The following is a 17591-nucleotide window of genomic DNA, read 5'->3' as shown; positions in this document are numbered from 1 at the left end:
CGTCTTATTAACGCTCAAAGATACGTGCTAAAAGATCATCTTTCACGGAAAATCACGGGAGCTCCGGTGACATCCTGTGCTTGGTACCCTGCTCAAAGTCGTAAGCGATTTCTAATAATACAGGTTCTGACCAGGGTTTCCCGAAAATAGAGATACCCACCGGGAGGCCGTCTAATTGTCCCATGGGTAACGTGATGTTGGGATAGCCTGAAATAGCAGCAGGTGAACTACTTGAAAACTGGAAATTATCACCGTTGGTAAGATCGGTTTTCCAAGCCGGGCTCCCTGTAGGTGCAATGATGGCGTCAAGCTTATGCTCATCCATTACCTTATCAATTCCTTCTGCCCGACTTAATCTCAGCATGCTGGCTAAGGCTTCTTTGTACTCCTTGGAATCCAGGTCTCCCTTTTCTTGGGCCTGGTTGAGAAGGTCGTGGTCAAAATATTGCATCTCTATGCTGTCTGCCTGAGTCTGCATGATAAGATCTTCCAGGTTATTAACAGGCGCATTATCCCCTAAAGAAGCAAAATATTCGTTTAAGCCATCTTTAAATTCGTAAAGCAAAACCTGGAAAGAATGTCTCCTGGCTTCTGAGGGCATGATCTCCTCTAAAGGAACTAACTCGGCTCCGCGCGATTCAAAATAGGCTTTTGCCTCTTCCATAACTCCCTGCATGCGAACATATCCATCAATAGGTGCCGTGTAGTAGCCGATACGCTTACCACGGATCCCGTCCGGGTTGAGAAATTGTGTGTAATCTGTATAGATCTTCCTACCGGGCTGTGTCGTTTTAGAGTCTGCAGAATCTACCTGGGTAAGTACCCCAAGGGTGATAGCTGCATCTCTTACCGTCCGGGCCATAGGTCCGCCTGTATCCTGGGAAAATGAGATCGGGATAATCCCTCTGCGACTGATCAACCCCACGGTAGGTTTAATACCTACAATACCGTTGTTATTAGATGGGCATACTATAGAACCATTCGTCTCCGTACCAATGGCGACCACGGATAAATTGGCAGCTACCGCAACTGCAGAACCTGAGCTACTGCCACATGGATTCCTGGTCGTGTCATAAGGGTTTCTGGTCTGTCCCCCAAGTCCACTCCAACCGCTGGAAGAAAAGCTGGAATGAAAATTAGCCCACTCACTCAGGTTAGCTTTACCCAGGATTATGGCGCCCGCCTCCCTCAATTGTGCGGCAAGAGGACTGTCTTCTTTAGGGTAGGAATCCCTCATTGCCCTTGCCCCGGCAGTTGTTGGCATAGGATCGGCGGAGTTGATATTATCTTTTAAGTATACCGGGATGCCGAATAGCGGTCCTTTCATCGCATTGTTCTCCAGCTGTTCATCCATAGCAGCAGCAATATCCATGGCATTGGGGTTAAGGCTGATCACAGCATTTAATTCCGGACCATTGAAACTTAAGTCGTTAGCCCGGTCCAGGTAGAATTTGGTGACCTCGCTAACCGTAAATTTGCCTGATTGATAGCCTTCGTGGATATCCTGTATCGTTATCTCTAAAGGAAGGTTTAAACTTTTGGGAGCATCTTCCGTTTTATCTGTTTTGCAGGAAGTAATAAGAAGAAAAAGGCACAGGGATAGTGCCATGGTCGGGATTGCGGTAACTTTCATTCAGAAGTTTTTTTAGTCCGGCCGGTATTTTCGGTCAGGGCTGATTCTCTTCGGCTGAAGTTACTAAAAATTTTTCCTGGTAAAAAAGAGATATTAGTATTGCAAGCTCTGCAGAACTACCAGGGAATCACAATTCTGAACCTGGAGTATAGCGGCCCTTTCCTTGATATTTCCTTCTATCATATAGCTCTTGCAAGGCTTAGCCTCGGTATTGCTAGCACCGAAATCGATATCCCCTTCGGTAAAGAAGTACTGTACCGTGGTGGAATCAAGCAAAGCGTCTAACCCTTGGTTCCTTATTTCTTCAGAAAAGGTGTACTGTTTAGAGCGGATGTCTTTTAGCACCCTGCAATTCGGTAAATAACAAAAGGAGGTCCCGGTTTCTTCAGATTTTTTCCGCAAAAATATAGCGAGGAAAATCAGCCCGATGGAAAGACCGAATAAGAAAAACCCAAGACGTTTAATAAATGGCATGCTTAAAAAATAAGAAAGTTTATATCGCTGTACTTAAGGTCGAACCACTCACCTACAGTACGATTTGTGAGAATCCCGTGGTACATGTAGAGTCCGTTACGCAGACCCTTATCAAAACGCAGGGAGTTTTCTAACCCTCCTTCCTCACCGATTTTCAGTAAGTAGGGGGTAAATATATTGCTGATGGAAAGCGAAGCTGTTTTTGGGAACCGCGCTGGCATATTGGGTACCCCGTAATGCAGTACGCCGTATTTTTCCCGGACGGGTTTATCGTGGGTAGTGAGTTCGCTGGTTTCAAAACATCCACCCATATCTATACTGACGTCAATGATCACGGCACCTTTTTTCATATGCTCCACCATGGTCTTGGTCACAACGACCGGGGCCCTGTCAATACCTCGCATGGCCCCGATGGCGACGTCACATCGCTTTAATGCTTTTAGCAGATTTTTGGGCTGCAAAGTAGAGGTATAGAGAGTTTGCTTAAGATTGGTCTGAATGTTTCTCAGTTTGGTGAGCGAATTATCAAAGATCTTCACATTAGCTCCAAGCCCAATAGCAGAACGCGCGGCATAATGACCTACAGTTCCTGCACCAAGGATAACCACTTCAACCGGTGGAACCCCACTGATATTACCGAACATCAGCCCGCTACCGTGCTGGTTGTTCGCCATGATCTCGGCTGCGAGAAGTATGGAAGAAATCCCTGCGATTTCACTCAGCGACCTGATGGCCGGGAATTTCCCGTCTTCATCCCGAATATATTCGAAGGCTATGGCTGTAATCCTCTTTTTGGCCAATGCTTCAAAATATTTTTTTGATTGCGTTTTAATCTGCAGGGCCGAAATCAGGTTGGCCTGTGGACTGAGCATTTCAATTTCGGAAAGGGTAGGGGGTTCTACTTTAAGTACAATCGGGCATGAAAATACTTTTTTTGTATCCCGGGTCATTGTAGCCCCGGCATTGGTGTAATTAAGATCCGAAAAATTTGCGCCTTCCCCGGCTCCGCACTCGATCATCACCTTGTGACCATGAGCCGTAATCGCGTTTACGGCATCAGGGGTGAGGCATATTCTTTTTTCCTGGAGTTGACTCTCCTTGGGAATTCCTATATGGAGTTCTCCTTTTTGTTTCAGGATTTCAAGGGTTTCTTCCTGTGGCAGGAGTTGTTGTTTGCTGAAAGGCGATGAAGGTTGGTTCATAGGATGTACATCTGAGAATACCCGTCAGTAAGCAGCATTGGTCTGCCGGGAGCATTTCAAATTTACGACTTTTTGTAGAATGTAAAAGGAAGATCTTATAGGGTGGTCTCGCGTTCAATAGCGCGTTCTACTTTCTGATTTTTTTTCGCTTCTCTTTCAGCTTCCTTCTCGCGAAGTGCTTTTAGTTCGGCATCCATGGCATCCAGGTCTATCCCGTGCACATACTTATCGTAGAGTTTGATACGAATCAGGTATACGAAGGGGATAACTATCATACAGAAGGGAAGAATCCAAAGAATATTATCTGTGTCTATAAAATTATCATCAGAAATAGCGGATTCAAATATTTGAAAGGCGTACATCAATACCGGTATGATGATTATATGGTACCACCAATGTTTACAAGTAAAGAACCAGATGAGCAAGAGATAAAAGGGTACTACTTTACCCAACATAAACCAAATAAAAATATTGACATTGGGGAACCCGTTGCTTCCAATTGTAATCCCCAAAAAGTTTACAGAATCACTTTCTGGAACATATTCATGTAGTTTGAAAACAAAGGGAGATATAACAATTAATAGTGCTAATAAAGATTCAACTATTAATCGCCTTTTTGCCTTTGAACTTCTATCGGTTAATTTAGTTCTCATTAGGGGAATTAAGTGGTTTAACCTCTTTAACGAAAAAAAGGGCAATTTATGATTGCCCTTTACAATTTTCTCTAAATCTTTATCAGATTAAGATTTCTTGTCACCGTTAATAATCTTCGTCCGGTCGACACTTTTTTTGTCGCCATTGATGATTTTTGTGCGGTCAACACTCTTCTTGTCCCCGTTAATGATCTTGGTTCTGTCAACACCTTGCTCATAAAGACCATCCTCTGCGGCGGTGTTTTGAGTACAGGAAGCAACCAGGAACAAAGAACAGGCGAACAAGCCAAAAATAGTTTTTCTTGTGTTCATCGTACAAGTTTTAAGTTAATTATTCGGTTCCATTTTCACAACAAATGTAGGAAAAAAATTACTAATCATTTGTTATTTATCGGAAAAATATAACATTTCGTCGGTAAAACCTAACAGTTCGTCGATTATATCAGCAAGTCACGTCTTGAAAGGCAATAAAACCGGGGGATTTCGTTGTAGGAAAAAAAACAACCGAATTCATGAGAAAAATAGCTCTGCGACTTGAAATATAGGATTTTTTTAAAAAAACAGGCTTTCTTCCCCGGTATTTTTTTCTTGATAATACTAGTGATCCAGGTTTTCCACCTTAATCTTCCGTCGTTCCGGGTCCAGCACTTCCAGTAAGATATGGGTGCGTTGTTCCGGCAACAGGGAAGGGATTTTTTCCGGCCATTCTATAAAAACCCAGGCCTGCTGTTGTAAATAATCCTCAAAACCCAGGTCCAGGGCTTCCATTTCATCATTTAATCGATAAAAATCGAAATGATAGCCCAACAGGCTTCCATCAGACTTGTGATATTCATTAACTATACCAAAAGTTGGACTGCTGCCGTGATCAGTTCCACCCAGTTGTTGGACAAGTTCTTTGATGAGGGTGGTCTTCCCCGCTCCCATCTCCCCATAGAAGCACAAGACGGTAGTCTCAGCTTTGTTGAGGATTTCCTCTGCCATGGACGGGAGTTCTGTTAGGCTGTAGGATTTACTTGACATTTGGTCGGATTAATGTTTTGCATAAGTATTAGATTATTTAGTTTTAGTGAAAATTTCCACGTGCTTTTAATTCATAGGCCCAAATTTAGAGTAGAATTTTTAACTGCACTTGCAATTTTGCTCATTCCATTTTTAAATTTTATTCACATAGCTTTCACAGATGAGAGTTACTTAAATTTTATGGGATGGCAGATTGATCATGGATATGGTTCAAATGAAGTATTTATTTGGATGATATTGGTAAAATTGATTCCTATCTTTATGTTGTCAATTTGGTTCGCTACCAACTATTTCTATTGGCGATTCTTCATATTCATTCCTATTGTTCTATTCAGCGATTCCCTAATACGATATAACTTATTCGGTTTCATAGAAAATGATTTAATCTCAATTATAATATCAATTCTATTAAATAGCGTTTATTTATTATTACTTATAAGGATAAATAAGCTCTATCTATCTAATCTAAATGCGGCGTTTGATAGGACCAACTTGAAAAAACTGCTAATTAACAATTCAAGGGATTTTTATCAAAATTTACTTGAAACCTTAGAAAAGAAAAATAACATCCATTCTTTTAAGGTAAAAGATGAGTATAGAAAAAGGTTAACTTTTACGCGTAATATACTTTCTGATCGACTAGTGGCTTCGTCTGATAAGAGGCCTTCAGTTAATTTGTTGACTGAAAGAATTGTTGTTGGCATATTAATTCTTCTTCCATTTATATTTAATGTTCATAGACTTATTCCTTCAGGTACTACGACTCTTGATCTATATTTTATAGAAATTGGAACCTTTGACTTTGCTGATATTGATACAATGATATGGCTAGTAATGTTGAACCTGGTGTACATTCTTCCACTTTTCATTTGGTTCATAACTTGCCCATATTGGTGGCGATATGCCATCTTGGCACCAATTATATTATCCACATTTCAACTTTGGGAGTTATTCTTTGAGATTAATATATATGAATGGCGAAATTTAAAGACTGTACCGTACTTATTGATTGTGTTATCGTTATTGATTTATGCTTCAGAAAAGGTAAAATATGAAGTGAAACTATCGAAAATACTGATTGAATTGGATAATGAACTTTCTGAATTAATAAATTTCTTATCAGAAGACTCGATTATTTCTAATGTCAGAAACAAATTAAGCTCCATTAGAGCAAAAGATAATACTGGAGACAAAGATAAACTCGAAGAACTCATCCGGCTAAGGGAACGGATCATAGCAGAGCTGCAGGATAAGGAAGAGAAGTAGAGCAGGATGGTGGCGATTTTGCTATGCCGGTATCCTAACGTATATTCCGGCAAATTTTATTTAGAATTCTTAAAGCGGTAGCCCATGCAAAAAACAAGAACTATTCGCTTTAAGATTGATATCGGCATATCTGTATTATTGGTCATCCTTCCATTTTTCATCGTTTTACACTTACTGGCATCTGAAAAGAAAAGCATACATATATTTGGCCTGGAACTGCAGCATGGTTACCACGATAATATGGTATTCCTGTGGCTGCTCCTTACCATTATCATCCCTTTCTGTTATCTCAGCCTTTGGTATATCACTTGCGTCTTCCGCTGGCGTTTCCTCATTTTGGTCCCCGTAGTACTTTACCTGGATTACCTTACCAGGATGGTATGTCATTTTGGAACGCCTAAAGCTTGGATGATCGGAATTTCAATTTTAGTAAACCTCATCTTTCTTGCACTGCTATATGTCTTTCAGAAAGGGTACTCCAAAAATGTCGGATTAATGCCGGATGACAGGGTGATCAATCGGATGTTCGGTTCTAATTCCAAATCCCTGTTCGAAAGGATCACCGATGTCTTCAGTAATCTCGATTCGGATAACCAGGATGACAAGTCTGCCCGAAAAAAATTGCGGTCACTATTTCATCTTAAAGGCATACTGTCTGCAGATACAGGCGTTTCCCATGTACGCAATCTCAGGCCTGTTCTTAAAACAACAGAACTCTGCGTAGTTCTTGTTCTGCTGTTGAGTGTACCTTTTATTTTCTATGCTAACATATTGATCCCTAACGGGATACAATCCTTATCGCTGGGACCGTTTGTTATTAATGCAAATGGTTTTGAGAATGTCCAGGTCTATATCTGGTTGGCTACTATTAAACTCACTACATTAATCTGTCTTGGAGTCTGGTACATTACTTCCTACCAGTGGTGGAAATATGCTATCCTGGTCCCTATTATTTGGACTATTTACCAGCTGTGGGAAATTAGCGTAGATATTCAGAATTTAGATGCCTGGGGTAACCTCAGGGTATTACCCTACATCCTCGCCCTGGTTTCCCTCCTGATCTTTCTTTCCCGGAAAGTCAGGTACGAGTATAAACTGTCCGAATTACAGGAATTGATAGATTCAGAAATTGAACATCGCTTACTGGAATCCGGTGTTGACGGGATGTCAGGGAAACAGTACCAGTGGGACTCCCTTAAAGAAAAAATAGATCACAAGGGTGCAACCCACAACGAATTGCAGGCATTGGGGAAACTTCGCGAGGAATTAATTGATCTTCTGAAAGAAAAGAAATAGAATTATTTCTTGCCTTGGTTCTTTTCGATCTCCCGGGTTACTTCCTTTAGCAGGAACTGCAACTGCTCATCCTGACGCTCTTTAACCTTTTGTTCAATCAGGCGTTCAATTTCGGCCTGCTTTTCACTAGGTAGTTGTTCGTAGGAAGCAAATGCCGGTTGCTTCTCAGGAAGCAGCATTTCACCTTCACCGGTTAATAACCACACAACATTCAGCTGGGGGTATGTTCTAAGAATTGTCTCGATCACATCACTGCCGATAGAGGCGTGATTTTTTTTCATCCTCAGGGTATATCCATTGCTTGCACCAATAGACAAATCAAATTGTCTTGCGCTTAACCCTGCGTACTGTATGAACTGCCAAAGGCGGTCGATTGTTTTTAACATATTAAGACTATATTCGATGAATGAGTTGATTAACGGAGTAAAGATACGAAATTATATGATTTATTGCTTAACGAAAGTATTTATTAGCAAGTGATTAACTTTTGTGTTTAGTTAATTTATTTGCATATATAGAATATAGTCGATATATTTGAAATGTCAGAACACCCCGAGATCTATATTAACCTCTATTCGCTATGGAGATATTACCAGACAAACGGAGTGTACTTTTGACTGTTCAGGGCTATTCTGCGCATCTATCCAAAAGAAGTAATATAGTCTATAATGTTCTGTTATTTTCGATTAGCGGTTTTTTGATCGCTCTGCCTTTAATCCGCGTGCCGGTAAACAGATCGGTAAGGGGGATTGTCCGGGGAGAACGGTTGCGAATACCTGTCAGGGTCCGTGAAAGTGGTGAAATACTATGGAGTCTGATAGAACATAATCGATATGTGGAAAAGGGTGATACCCTGCTTGTTCAAGATTATGGTCTCAGAAAGGAGATCGCCCTGGATCTCGAAAACCGATTAGCAGAATCCAGGCTTATTTTGTCAGACTTGGATAACATACTAAGTGATCTGCCAGAATCCACGGCAAATATAATCACTGATGACTATCGCAACGCTCTTCATACATATCGCCTAAAATCACAAGCACTATTTAAGCAGTGCCAGTCCCTTAAACAAAAATTAAGGCGTTTTTCTGCATTATTCGAAAAAGGGGTTATTTCTGACTTTGAACATCAGAAACACCTGAGGGAATACCGGGAAAAGTATTTTGAATATGAACATTTTATATCACAACAAAAAAATATATGGCGGCGGGAGCGACGTATATTGAAAGATAATATCAACAAACTGCAAATACAGGGAGAGTCGATTCGTGCAGAACTGAAAAATCTAATCATTATTTCTCCTGAGACCGGCCATCTCATATCGCCCACAGCGGCCCGTCCGGGCACAATGCTGCTAAAGGGAAATGTACTGGCCGAACTATCGCCGGAATCTGAAAAGCTCGTAGAGTGTTTTGTCAGTTCGTCCTTGATAGGCCAAATCAGAGAGAACGTTCCTGTCCGGTACAGTATTGATGCCTATAACAGCAACTTATGGGGAATGGCGAGCGGAAGAATCGTAACAATTGGCAAGGATGTAGAGCTGGTTGATTCTCGTCCTTATTATCGAGTCTTATGCAGCCTGGACTCTGAATTTCTTCAATTAAAGAGTGGACTCAAAGGGGAAATTAAGAAAGGAATGTCACTTACATCTCATTTCTTGCTTGCCGAAAGAAGCCTTTATCAGCTCCTCTTTGACAAAATAGATAACTGGTTAGATCCCAATAATTTTTGAGAGCAAATGATAACAATAAATGTCGTGAATTATGAGAACAATTAGGAATTTGGAAAGGTTACAGCGTCTGCACTCATTAATTGAGCAGGAAATTACAGGGTCACCCACGGAATTGGCCGAGAGGCTGCATATCAGCGTTAGGTTGGTTTATCACCTAATAGAACAGTTAAGAGATTACAGAGCCCCAATCCTGTATGACCGGTCCAGGAAAACATATTTTTACGACGATGACTTTCATTTGAATGTGGAGATTTCTGTATCCGTAATAAACCGGGATGAGACCACACACATCTTTGGTGGTAGTTATTGGGTGCCTGAGGGTTCAGAGCCTAATTCCTGGGAAAAGGCAACAAATTTTCGACGAAATCCGTTGACTGCAAGTTTTTTGCAGTGAACGCCTTTATCTTGTCTATAATAAGTCATTTAACACTTTCTGAAGCAACAGCAGAACATTGTACGAATAGGTTGGTTATTTGGTTCCATTAAAATGACGCCTCTAATCGGTGTTCGACTTAAAAAGAGAGGTTTAAGTCCTGGGTTTCGGAATGTGGAAGGGTGCTGAGTTTTTAAGTTATGTCCGTCATTTCTTGGTGGTGTTTACAGACGGTGACATAGTTTATAAAACGGCACCCTATTTTTTTGGCTTGTGCTGAAGTTTCTTAATTATCACTTTAATGAATGTTTCCTGCAGTCTGGGTCAATACCTTAGAGCCTTGAAATGAAGAAAGTGCACGTTGTTCATTTTTAAAACAGAAACATTAATTAAATAGTTGAAAAATGAAAGAATTAAAGAACTTATCGATGGAAGAGCAATGTATGATCAATGGGGGATTCTGGGTTGGCCCGCCTCCGAAATGGGCAATTGATGTAGGCATTGCCATAGGGCAAAGTGCTAAACTTTTTATAGAGGGGTTCAAAGAAGGATCCAGGGAAATTTAATTCGATGATCATGGAAGATATGAATCAAATAGAATTGGAACAAGTTAGGGGAGGTGAAGAACCTGCCTTTTATCATACGGCAGCTTATATCGCCGGACATGCCCTGGGCAAAGGTGTAGACCTTTTACATGGGCTGTGGGATGGTTTGATGGGCGTTGATGCTCATTAATTGTAAATCTTGAAATTATGAAAATTCAAATATTGAATGCAGGAGAGCTACTGTCGATCAGCGGTGGTAATGACAGTGATTATAACATGGGTTATGCCATTGGAGAACACATCCGGAGTGGCTTTAAATCTTTGGGTGATTTCTTAGAAAGTGTCTCTAGTATATTAAGTCCTATTGACTAGTATTCAGGAAAAGGTCAACCGGATTCCCGGTTGGCCTTTTGCTATAAATGTCTCTTTTATGAAGCAGTCATTTAGTTTAATGGATTGTTGCAGGCAATTAGCACATTTTGCATTTCACCCGAAGCAGGAAATACGAACACGGCTGAACCCCGGCGATGCTTTCCGGATGCTGCGTTCTTATTTTATTATTGATTTTGGTATATCTTCAGTAGTTGCGGTTCTCACGATCTTATTTTTGCAACAGGAAAATATTGGGTTAGAGAGGATCAGCCATAAATTTGAAGGATTTTCATTACTTCTTGTCGGAGTTCTTGTGCTGCCGTTGCTCGAAGAACTCATCTTTAGGTTGCCCTTGCTATTTAAGCCTATGAACCAGGTTACTTCGATCGTACTGGGAGCCTATTGCATTCTGTTTATATCATTTCGGTCTTATACCGGCTTCGGTCCATGGCTGTGTATTCTTTATTCTATGATGGTTGCCATTGCTCTGGGGATAGTTTGTTATCAAACTTTAAAGAGGCATGAACAGAAAGCAAAATCCCTTTTTAAGAAATACTATTCCTTGATTTTTTATTTCAGTGTATGCTCCTTTGGTTTTCTGCATATTACCAATTACCATGTTGAAACTTACTTACTTCCCTTTCTCTTTTTGCTTACTCTGCCTCAATTAATTTCAGCCTTTATTCTCGGTTATCTACGAATAAGGTATGGACTCCTGTATTCCTATGTATTGCATGGGATGGTAAATTTTTTCCCCTTAATTATCGCCTGAATATTTCATTACCAAGAAATTGCAGTCTGCAGGCATAACTTAGAGTCACAACACAATACGGTGACTCAAAAACTTGTAAAACAACACGATGTATCGGACTGTGGGGCTGCCTGTATAGCTTCCGTGGCAGCACATTATAAACTTTACCTGCCCATAGCACGGATCAGGCAATATGCAGGTACAGATAAAAAAGGCACAAATGTATTAGGTATGCTTGAGGCCCTGAACAGGCTGGGGTTTAAAGCAAAAGGGGTGCGGGCCAACTCGGAATCGTTGACTGCAATCCCTTTACCTGCTATAGCTCATGTAATTCTGGAAAATAACCGTCATCACTATATAGTATTGTATTCTTTATCTGCTAAACATCTGCGGGTAATGGACCCGGCCAGTGGAAAAATGATCCGTAAATCAAAAGAACTGTTCTGCAGCGAATGGTCCGGTGTACTCGTACTGCTGGAACCGGAAAAGAATTTTACTGCTGGGAACCACACTGTCTCCATAGCTCAGCGTTTTTACAGCTTATTGAAACCACACCGAGCCGTTTTGATCCAAGCTCTAATTGGTGCCTTAGTATACACCCTGCTTGGTTTTTCAACAGCTATTTACGTGCAGAAAATCACGGATTTTGTACTGGCCGGTAATAACCAAAAGCTGATGAATTTATTAGGGCTTTTCATGCTGGTATGCATAGGGTTACAACTGGTTATTGGTGTTTTTAAAGACATTTTCCTAACAAAAACAGGTCAGCAAATAGATATGCGCCTTATCCTCGGGTATTATAAACACCTGCTTCACCTGCCTCAATCTTTTTTTGACACCATGCGGGTAGGGGAGATTATATCCAGGGTGAATGATGCGGTCAAAATCCGTCATTTTATCAATGGGGTTGCCCTGAACCTGACGGTAAACTGTCTCATTATAATCTTCTCATTTCTATTCATGTTTACATATTACTGGAAGCTGGCCCTTGTCATGCTATTCGTAATCCCTGTTTATGGGTTACTCTACCTGGTTGTAAACAGTTTAAATAAAAAAACCGAGCGAAATGTTATGGAGCATGCTGCCGAATTAGAGAGCCAGCTGGTAGAGTCGTTAAAGGCGGTGGGTACTATCAAGCGATTTGGCCTGCAATCGCACTGCAATGCTAAAACTGAATTTCTCTTTGTCAGGCTGCTGCAGTCGACCTACCGATCGGCTATGAATCGTATCTTTTCCGGTAGTAGCAGTGGTGTAATTTCCCAGGCCTACGTGGTATTACTTTTCTGGTGTGGATCTTATTTCGTAATCGACCAGGAGATCTCCGCCGGGGAATTAATGTCTTTCTATGCCATAGTTGGCTATTTTACCGGACCCCTTTTAGGTTTGATCAACGCCAACAAAGATATTCAGAATGCCCTTATTGCGGCAGATAGGTTGTTTGAAATTATGGACCTGGAAACTGAAAATCAATCCGGTAGCCTGGTCCTGGATAAAAAACATTTTAATGTTTTGAGGTTTCGCAAGGTCAGTTTCAGGTATGGTAATAGGGCTGTTACCCTAAAAGATCTCAGTTTTAGTATTAAGAGGGGAGAAGTGATCGCATTTGTGGGGGCAAGTGGTTCAGGAAAATCTACTATTGCAGCCTTAATGCAACGCGTATATCCTATTCATGACGGTAGTATCAGGTTAAATGACCTTGATTTAAAACATCTGTCAGAGGGTTGTTTGCGGACCATAATTTCTGCTGTACCACAGAATATAGATCTTTTCAACAGCACTGTGATTGAAAATATAGCTTTAGGTGATCCCAACCCGAGAATTGAAGATATTATCAGGATATGTAAGCAGTTAGGAATCACTGAATTTATTGAAGCGCTTCCTTACGGATTTAATTCTGTGCTGGGCGAGAACGGGGCTACTCTGTCCGGAGGGCAGAAGCAGCGTTTAGCTATTGCTCGTGCCCTCTACCGTGAGCCTGCCATCCTGATTCTCGATGAAGCCACGTCATCCTTGGATTACACTTCTGCCGAGTATATCAATTCTACGATAGAGTCATTAAAAGCCAAAGGAGTTACGGTCATCATAATTGCTCACAGGCTCAGATCAATCCTCCATGCGGACAACATTCTTGTGTTGGAGAAGGGACAAGTCATTGAGAAAGGAGGGCACCAAGAATTAATACGTAAGAGAGGCGCTTATTACCGGATGTTCCGGGATCAGCACTCAGATTTTATATTTCGCGGTTCTTCAATTTTACGTGGACAGAATAACACCATCAATTCCTTACCTGGGGTCTAGAACCACGAAAGGAATGACCATTTCTTCCAGGGAAACGCCCCCGTGTTGGTAGGTGTTCCGGTAGTAGCCCACAAAGTGATTGTAATTATTTGGGTAGGCAAAAAATAGATCGTTCTTCGCAAAAATGAAGGAACTGCTCATATTTATACGCGGAAGGTTGATCGCAGAAGGGTCCTTGGCCTCCAATACATCCTTCTCCTCGTAGGTGAGACTTCGGCCGGTTTTATACCGGAGATTAAGGCTGGTTTCCCGGTCCCCAATTACTTTTGAAGGTTGTTTTACATTAATGGTTCCGTGATCTGTGGTGATGATCAGTTGAAAACCTAAAACCTGTGCCTGCTGAATCATCTCCAACAAGGGGGAATTCTTAAACCAGCTTTGAGTTAAAGACCTGTAGGCCTTATCGTTACTAGCCAGCTCTTTTATCACCTCCATCTCTGTTTTAGCATGTGAAAGCATATCGACAAAATTGTACACTATCACGGTCAGGTCGTTATTCTTCTGTGACTTAAAATTCTGTGAAAGATGCTTCCCCTGCTTAAGGCTGCTGATCTTGTGGTAAGACCAGTTCAAATTCAGGCCCAAACGCTGGATCTGGGCTCCAAGAAAATCTTCTTCGTGAAGGTTCTTTCCTCCCTCATCCGTATCATTCTTCCACCATTCAGGATATTTCTTTTCCATATCAAGTGGGGTTAACCCGGAGAAGATGGCATTCCTCGCATACTGGGTTGCAGTCGGGAGAATACTGTAATAAGGGACTTCTTTCCGTTTCCTGTAAAAGGGGGCGATAATATCTTCAAATGCCAACCATTGGTCATACCGGAGGTTGTCTATCACTACCATAAGGGTAGGCCTTTCTTTGATTTCCGGCACTACCAGTTCTTTGAATAAGGTATGAGACATAACAGGCCCTTCCCCGGAGGAGAACCAGTCCCGGTAATGCTTATCCACAAATTTCCCGAACTGGCTGTTGGCCTCTGTCTTCTGGGATTCCAGGATCTCGAACATGCCAGAATCCTCAATCTCTTCAAGCTGCAGCTCCCAGTAAATCAATTTTTTGTACAATTCTGCCCACTCCTGGTAGTTGTTTACCATAGAGAGGTCCATCGCAATCTTCCGAAATTCCTGCTGGTAGTTCGCCGTTGTCTTCTCGGAGATCAGCCTGGAATGATCGAGATTTTTTTTAAGAGAAAGCAGTATCTGGTTGGGATTCACGGGTTTAATAAGGTAGTCGGCTATCTTAGACCCGATGGCCTCTTCCATGATATATTCTTCTTCACTCTTAGTAATCATCACTACCGGCAAAGAAGGAGAGTGTACCTTTATCTCATTCAGGGTTTCAAGGCCGGAGAGCCCGGGCATATTCTCATCGAGAAAAACGATATCAAATTGATTCTGTGTGATTTCCTCTAAAGCATCCTGCCCACTCTGGCAGGTAACAACCTTGTAATTCTTAGCTTCCAGAAATAGGATATGGGGCTTCAGCAGGTCTATCTCATCATCTACCCACAGAATGGTAATTTTCTTCATTTAGTCCGTATATTTACGCGTTCAAAGACGACGTGATCTTGCGAAAATCTAAAAAGCTCAAAATTTTCAATGATCCAATTTACGGATTTATTGGAATACCGAATACCCTTATTTTTGAACTGATTGAAGCTCAGTACTTTCAGCGTTTGCGAAGAATTTCGCAGATGGGGCTCTCTTACCTGGTGTACCCCGGTGCGCATCATACGCGCTTTCACCACGCCCTGGGCGGGATGCACCTGATGCGACAGGCCATACAGATACTACGCTACAAACAGGTTGAAATTACGGAGGAGGAAGAATCCGGACTTCTTATCGCTATACTTTTACATGATATAGGGCACGGACCATTTTCCCATGCCATGGAACACAGTATAGTAGAAGGAGTTACCCACGAAACCCTTTCTGCAGAATTCATGCAGCAGCTAAATCGGGAATTTAAGGGGAAACTAAGCCTGGGAATAGAGATCTTTAAAGGTAATTACTCCAAAAAATATCTCAATCAATTGGTGTCCAGTCAATTAGATATGGATCGATTAGACTATCTGAAACGCGATAGTTTTTACACCGGGGTTGCCGAAGGTAATATCAACTCTGAGCGACTTATAACCATGCTCAACGTGGCAGACGGGCAACTTGTCGTGGAAGAGAAAGGGATTTACTCCGTAGAGAAATTCCTTATGGCGAGGAGATTCATGTACTGGCAGGTCTACCTGCACAAGGCTAGCCTGGTTGCCGAGCAGCTACTTATCAATATACTACGCAGGGCCAAAGAACTCTATGGTCTTGGTCATAAATTCCAAGCAAGTGCTCCCTTACTCTATTTCCTGGAAAATCGCATAACCGGCCCCCAGATCAATAAGGAGGTCCTGGACCAGTTTGCTGCCCTGGACGACATCGATATTTTATCGGCCATAAAAGCCTGGCAGTACCATGACGATTTTGTCTTATCTAACCTTTGCGGGATGCTGCTGCATCGAAAATTGTTGAGCATTAAGATAAAGAACAAGCCCATAGACCTGAACAAGCTGGAGGAGAAATTCAGCAAGGTGCAGGAGCGGTATAAACTCTCTGCGGAAGAGACGGCTTATTTTGTCTTTCACGGTGCCATTGAGAATAAGGCATATGACCTGGAACAGCAGAATATAATGATCCTTAGGAGTAATGGTAAGTTGACTGATGTGGCTAAGGCTTCAGACCATCTCAATCTAAAGGCCTTGTCTAAAACGGTTACTAAATATTATTATTGCTACCCCAAAAAGGGACATATCGGACTCTGAGCCAGGGGTTGAGATGTGTGTATTTACAGTATTTGAGACTAGCTGAAATAGTACAGAAGTTGCAATCAGGCTACTTCATTTCCATTCGGCATTTTTTCTTACTTTTGTCCCCATCATAGCGATATGAACTAAATCTTTATCATTGGAATTTACAGCGAGTCAGATTGCCGGAATTTTGGAAGGAAAAGTCGTAGGCGACCCGGAAACGGCCGTCCATAAACTGGCTAAAATTGAGGAAGGGGAAGAAGGTTCCCTGACCTTTCTGGCCAACCCAAAATACACCCAGTACATCTATAGTACAGAAGCGTCTATCACTATCGTTAACAAGGACTTTGAACCCGAACACGAGTTGAAGACCACTCTTATCAAGGTAGAGGATGCCTATAAATCTTTTTCTAAATTATTGGAGTATTACAACCAGGTGAAATTTAATAAAAGCGGGATAGAGAATCCTGTCTTTATTTCAGATAACGCCAAATACGGTGACGATCTGTACCTAGGGGCATTTTCATATATTGGAAACAATGTTACCCTCGGTAATAATGTCAAGGTATTTCCGAATGTCTACATCGGGGATAACGTAGTTATAGGGAACGATGTTATAATTTTCCCGGGGGCCAAGATCTATTCAGAATCACTGATCGGGAACGGTTGTGTTATTCACAGCGGGGCGATCATCGGGGCAGATGGATTTGGTTTTGCTCCCAATGCTGAAGGAGAATACAGCAAGGTGCCCCAAACTGGAAACGTAATCCTGGAAGATAATGTGGATATCGGTGCCGGGACTACTATAGATCGTGCAACATTAGGTTCTACTATCCTGAGGAAAGGGGTTAAGCTGGATAACCAGATACAGATCGCTCATAACGTTGAGATAGGAGAGCATACTGCAATTGCGGCCCAGACCGGTATCGCCGGATCTACTAAAATCGGTAAAAATTGTATGATAGGCGGGCAAGTAGGTATCGTCGGTCATATCGTTATCGGGGATCGCGTAAAGATACAGGCACAATCCGGAGTTGGACGTAATGTGAAGGACGATGAAGTTCTGCAGGGTTCTCCCGCGATCAACTACGGGGATTATAATAAATCATATGTTCATTTTAAAAACTTACCGGGGATCGTGAACAGGGTCCAGGAACTAGAAAAAAATATTAAGAGGGATTAAA

Annotated in this window: 17 protein-coding genes; 9 read left to right on the top strand and 8 right to left on the bottom strand. The window is 41.8% G+C overall.

What is annotated here, in order from left to right:
• Positions 1–52: 52 nt before the first annotated feature.
• The 6 genes from PP178_RS08470 to tsaE form a co-directional block, all read right to left on the bottom strand.
• On the bottom strand, positions 53–1633 hold the full coding sequence (locus tag PP178_RS08470) for an amidase (RefSeq protein ID WP_272593911.1): 1581 nt from the start codon (positions 1631–1633) through the stop codon (positions 53–55).
• Between the two features lie 93 nt (positions 1634–1726).
• The gene (locus tag PP178_RS08465; RefSeq protein WP_272593910.1) at positions 1727–2107 is read right to left on the bottom strand and encodes a DUF4258 domain-containing protein; all 381 of its coding nucleotides are present in this window, start codon (positions 2105–2107) and stop codon (positions 1727–1729) included.
• Between the two features lie 2 nt (positions 2108–2109).
• Positions 2110–3309 (bottom strand): alanine dehydrogenase, encoded by a 1200-nt coding sequence (locus tag PP178_RS08460; protein ID WP_272593909.1) that lies wholly within the window; start codon positions 3307–3309, stop codon positions 2110–2112.
• Between the two features lie 95 nt (positions 3310–3404).
• The gene (locus tag PP178_RS08455; RefSeq protein WP_272593908.1) at positions 3405–3671 is read right to left on the bottom strand and encodes a hypothetical protein; all 267 of its coding nucleotides are present in this window, start codon (positions 3669–3671) and stop codon (positions 3405–3407) included.
• A 378-nt stretch (positions 3672–4049) separates the two neighbouring features.
• Positions 4050–4274: a hypothetical protein gene (locus tag PP178_RS08450; RefSeq protein ID WP_133644287.1), complete on the bottom strand. Its 225-nt coding sequence runs from the start codon at positions 4272–4274 to the stop codon at positions 4050–4052.
• A gap of 285 nt (positions 4275–4559) precedes the next feature.
• Positions 4560–4985 carry a tRNA (adenosine(37)-N6)-threonylcarbamoyltransferase complex ATPase subunit type 1 TsaE gene (gene tsaE, locus PP178_RS08445; RefSeq protein WP_272593907.1) on the bottom strand — a complete coding sequence of 142 codons (426 nt, stop codon included), beginning with the start codon at positions 4983–4985 and terminating at the stop codon, positions 4560–4562.
• Positions 4986–5477: 492 nt separating this feature from the next.
• Here tsaE and PP178_RS08440 point away from each other — a divergent pair, with 492 nt between their 5' ends.
• Together PP178_RS08440 and PP178_RS08435 are read left to right on the top strand one after the other, a co-directional pair.
• Positions 5478–6251, top strand: a complete 774-nt coding sequence (locus PP178_RS08440; RefSeq protein WP_272593906.1) for a hypothetical protein — start codon at positions 5478–5480, stop codon at positions 6249–6251.
• Positions 6252–6335: 84 nt separating this feature from the next.
• The gene (locus PP178_RS08435; protein WP_272593905.1) at positions 6336–7547 is read left to right on the top strand and encodes a hypothetical protein; all 1212 of its coding nucleotides are present in this window, start codon (positions 6336–6338) and stop codon (positions 7545–7547) included.
• Positions 7548–7549: 2 nt separating this feature from the next.
• Here PP178_RS08435 and PP178_RS08430 read toward each other — a convergent pair whose 3' ends face one another.
• Positions 7550–7933 (bottom strand): hypothetical protein, encoded by a 384-nt coding sequence (locus tag PP178_RS08430; protein WP_272593904.1) that lies wholly within the window; start codon positions 7931–7933, stop codon positions 7550–7552.
• Between the two features lie 194 nt (positions 7934–8127).
• Here PP178_RS08430 and PP178_RS08425 point away from each other — a divergent pair, with 194 nt between their 5' ends.
• From PP178_RS08425 to PP178_RS08405, 5 genes are all read left to right on the top strand, one after another.
• Positions 8128–9276 (top strand): HlyD family secretion protein, encoded by a 1149-nt coding sequence (locus PP178_RS08425; RefSeq protein WP_272593903.1) that lies wholly within the window; start codon positions 8128–8130, stop codon positions 9274–9276.
• Positions 9277–10053: 777 nt separating this feature from the next.
• A complete protein-coding gene (locus PP178_RS08420) occupies positions 10054–10215 on the top strand; it encodes a hypothetical protein (protein WP_272593902.1) in 162 nt (53 codons plus the stop codon).
• 10 nt (positions 10216–10225) lie between these two features.
• The gene (locus PP178_RS08415; RefSeq protein ID WP_272593901.1) at positions 10226–10384 is read left to right on the top strand and encodes a hypothetical protein; all 159 of its coding nucleotides are present in this window, start codon (positions 10226–10228) and stop codon (positions 10382–10384) included.
• A gap of 17 nt (positions 10385–10401) precedes the next feature.
• The gene (locus PP178_RS08410) at positions 10402–10566 is read left to right on the top strand and encodes a hypothetical protein (RefSeq protein WP_272593900.1); all 165 of its coding nucleotides are present in this window, start codon (positions 10402–10404) and stop codon (positions 10564–10566) included.
• Positions 10567–11398: 832 nt separating this feature from the next.
• Complete coding sequence (locus PP178_RS08405) at positions 11399–13615, top strand: peptidase domain-containing ABC transporter (protein ID WP_272593899.1); 2217 nt, start codon at positions 11399–11401, stop codon at positions 13613–13615.
• Here PP178_RS08405 and porX read toward each other — a convergent pair.
• Positions 13601–15145 carry a T9SS response regulator signal transducer PorX gene (gene porX / locus PP178_RS08400; RefSeq protein WP_272593898.1) on the bottom strand — a complete coding sequence of 515 codons (1545 nt, stop codon included), beginning with the start codon at positions 15143–15145 and terminating at the stop codon, positions 13601–13603. The genes PP178_RS08405 and porX overlap by 15 nt on opposite strands.
• 38 nt (positions 15146–15183) lie before the next feature.
• Between porX and PP178_RS08395 the strand changes: the two genes are divergently transcribed.
• Both PP178_RS08395 and lpxD read left to right on the top strand, forming a co-directional pair.
• Positions 15184–16422: an HD domain-containing protein gene (locus PP178_RS08395; protein ID WP_272593897.1), complete on the top strand. Its 1239-nt coding sequence runs from the start codon at positions 15184–15186 to the stop codon at positions 16420–16422.
• A gap of 142 nt (positions 16423–16564) precedes the next feature.
• The gene (gene lpxD, locus PP178_RS08390; RefSeq protein WP_272593896.1) at positions 16565–17590 is read left to right on the top strand and encodes a UDP-3-O-(3-hydroxymyristoyl)glucosamine N-acyltransferase; all 1026 of its coding nucleotides are present in this window, start codon (positions 16565–16567) and stop codon (positions 17588–17590) included.
• Position 17591 lies beyond the last annotated feature (1 nt).

The organism is Zeaxanthinibacter sp. PT1 (assembly GCF_028464225.1).
In the GTDB taxonomy this organism is placed as follows: domain Bacteria; phylum Bacteroidota; class Bacteroidia; order Flavobacteriales; family Flavobacteriaceae; genus Zeaxanthinibacter.
The sequence above is the reverse complement of the archived record's forward strand: the minus strand, read 5'-3'. Positions and strand labels throughout refer to the sequence as shown.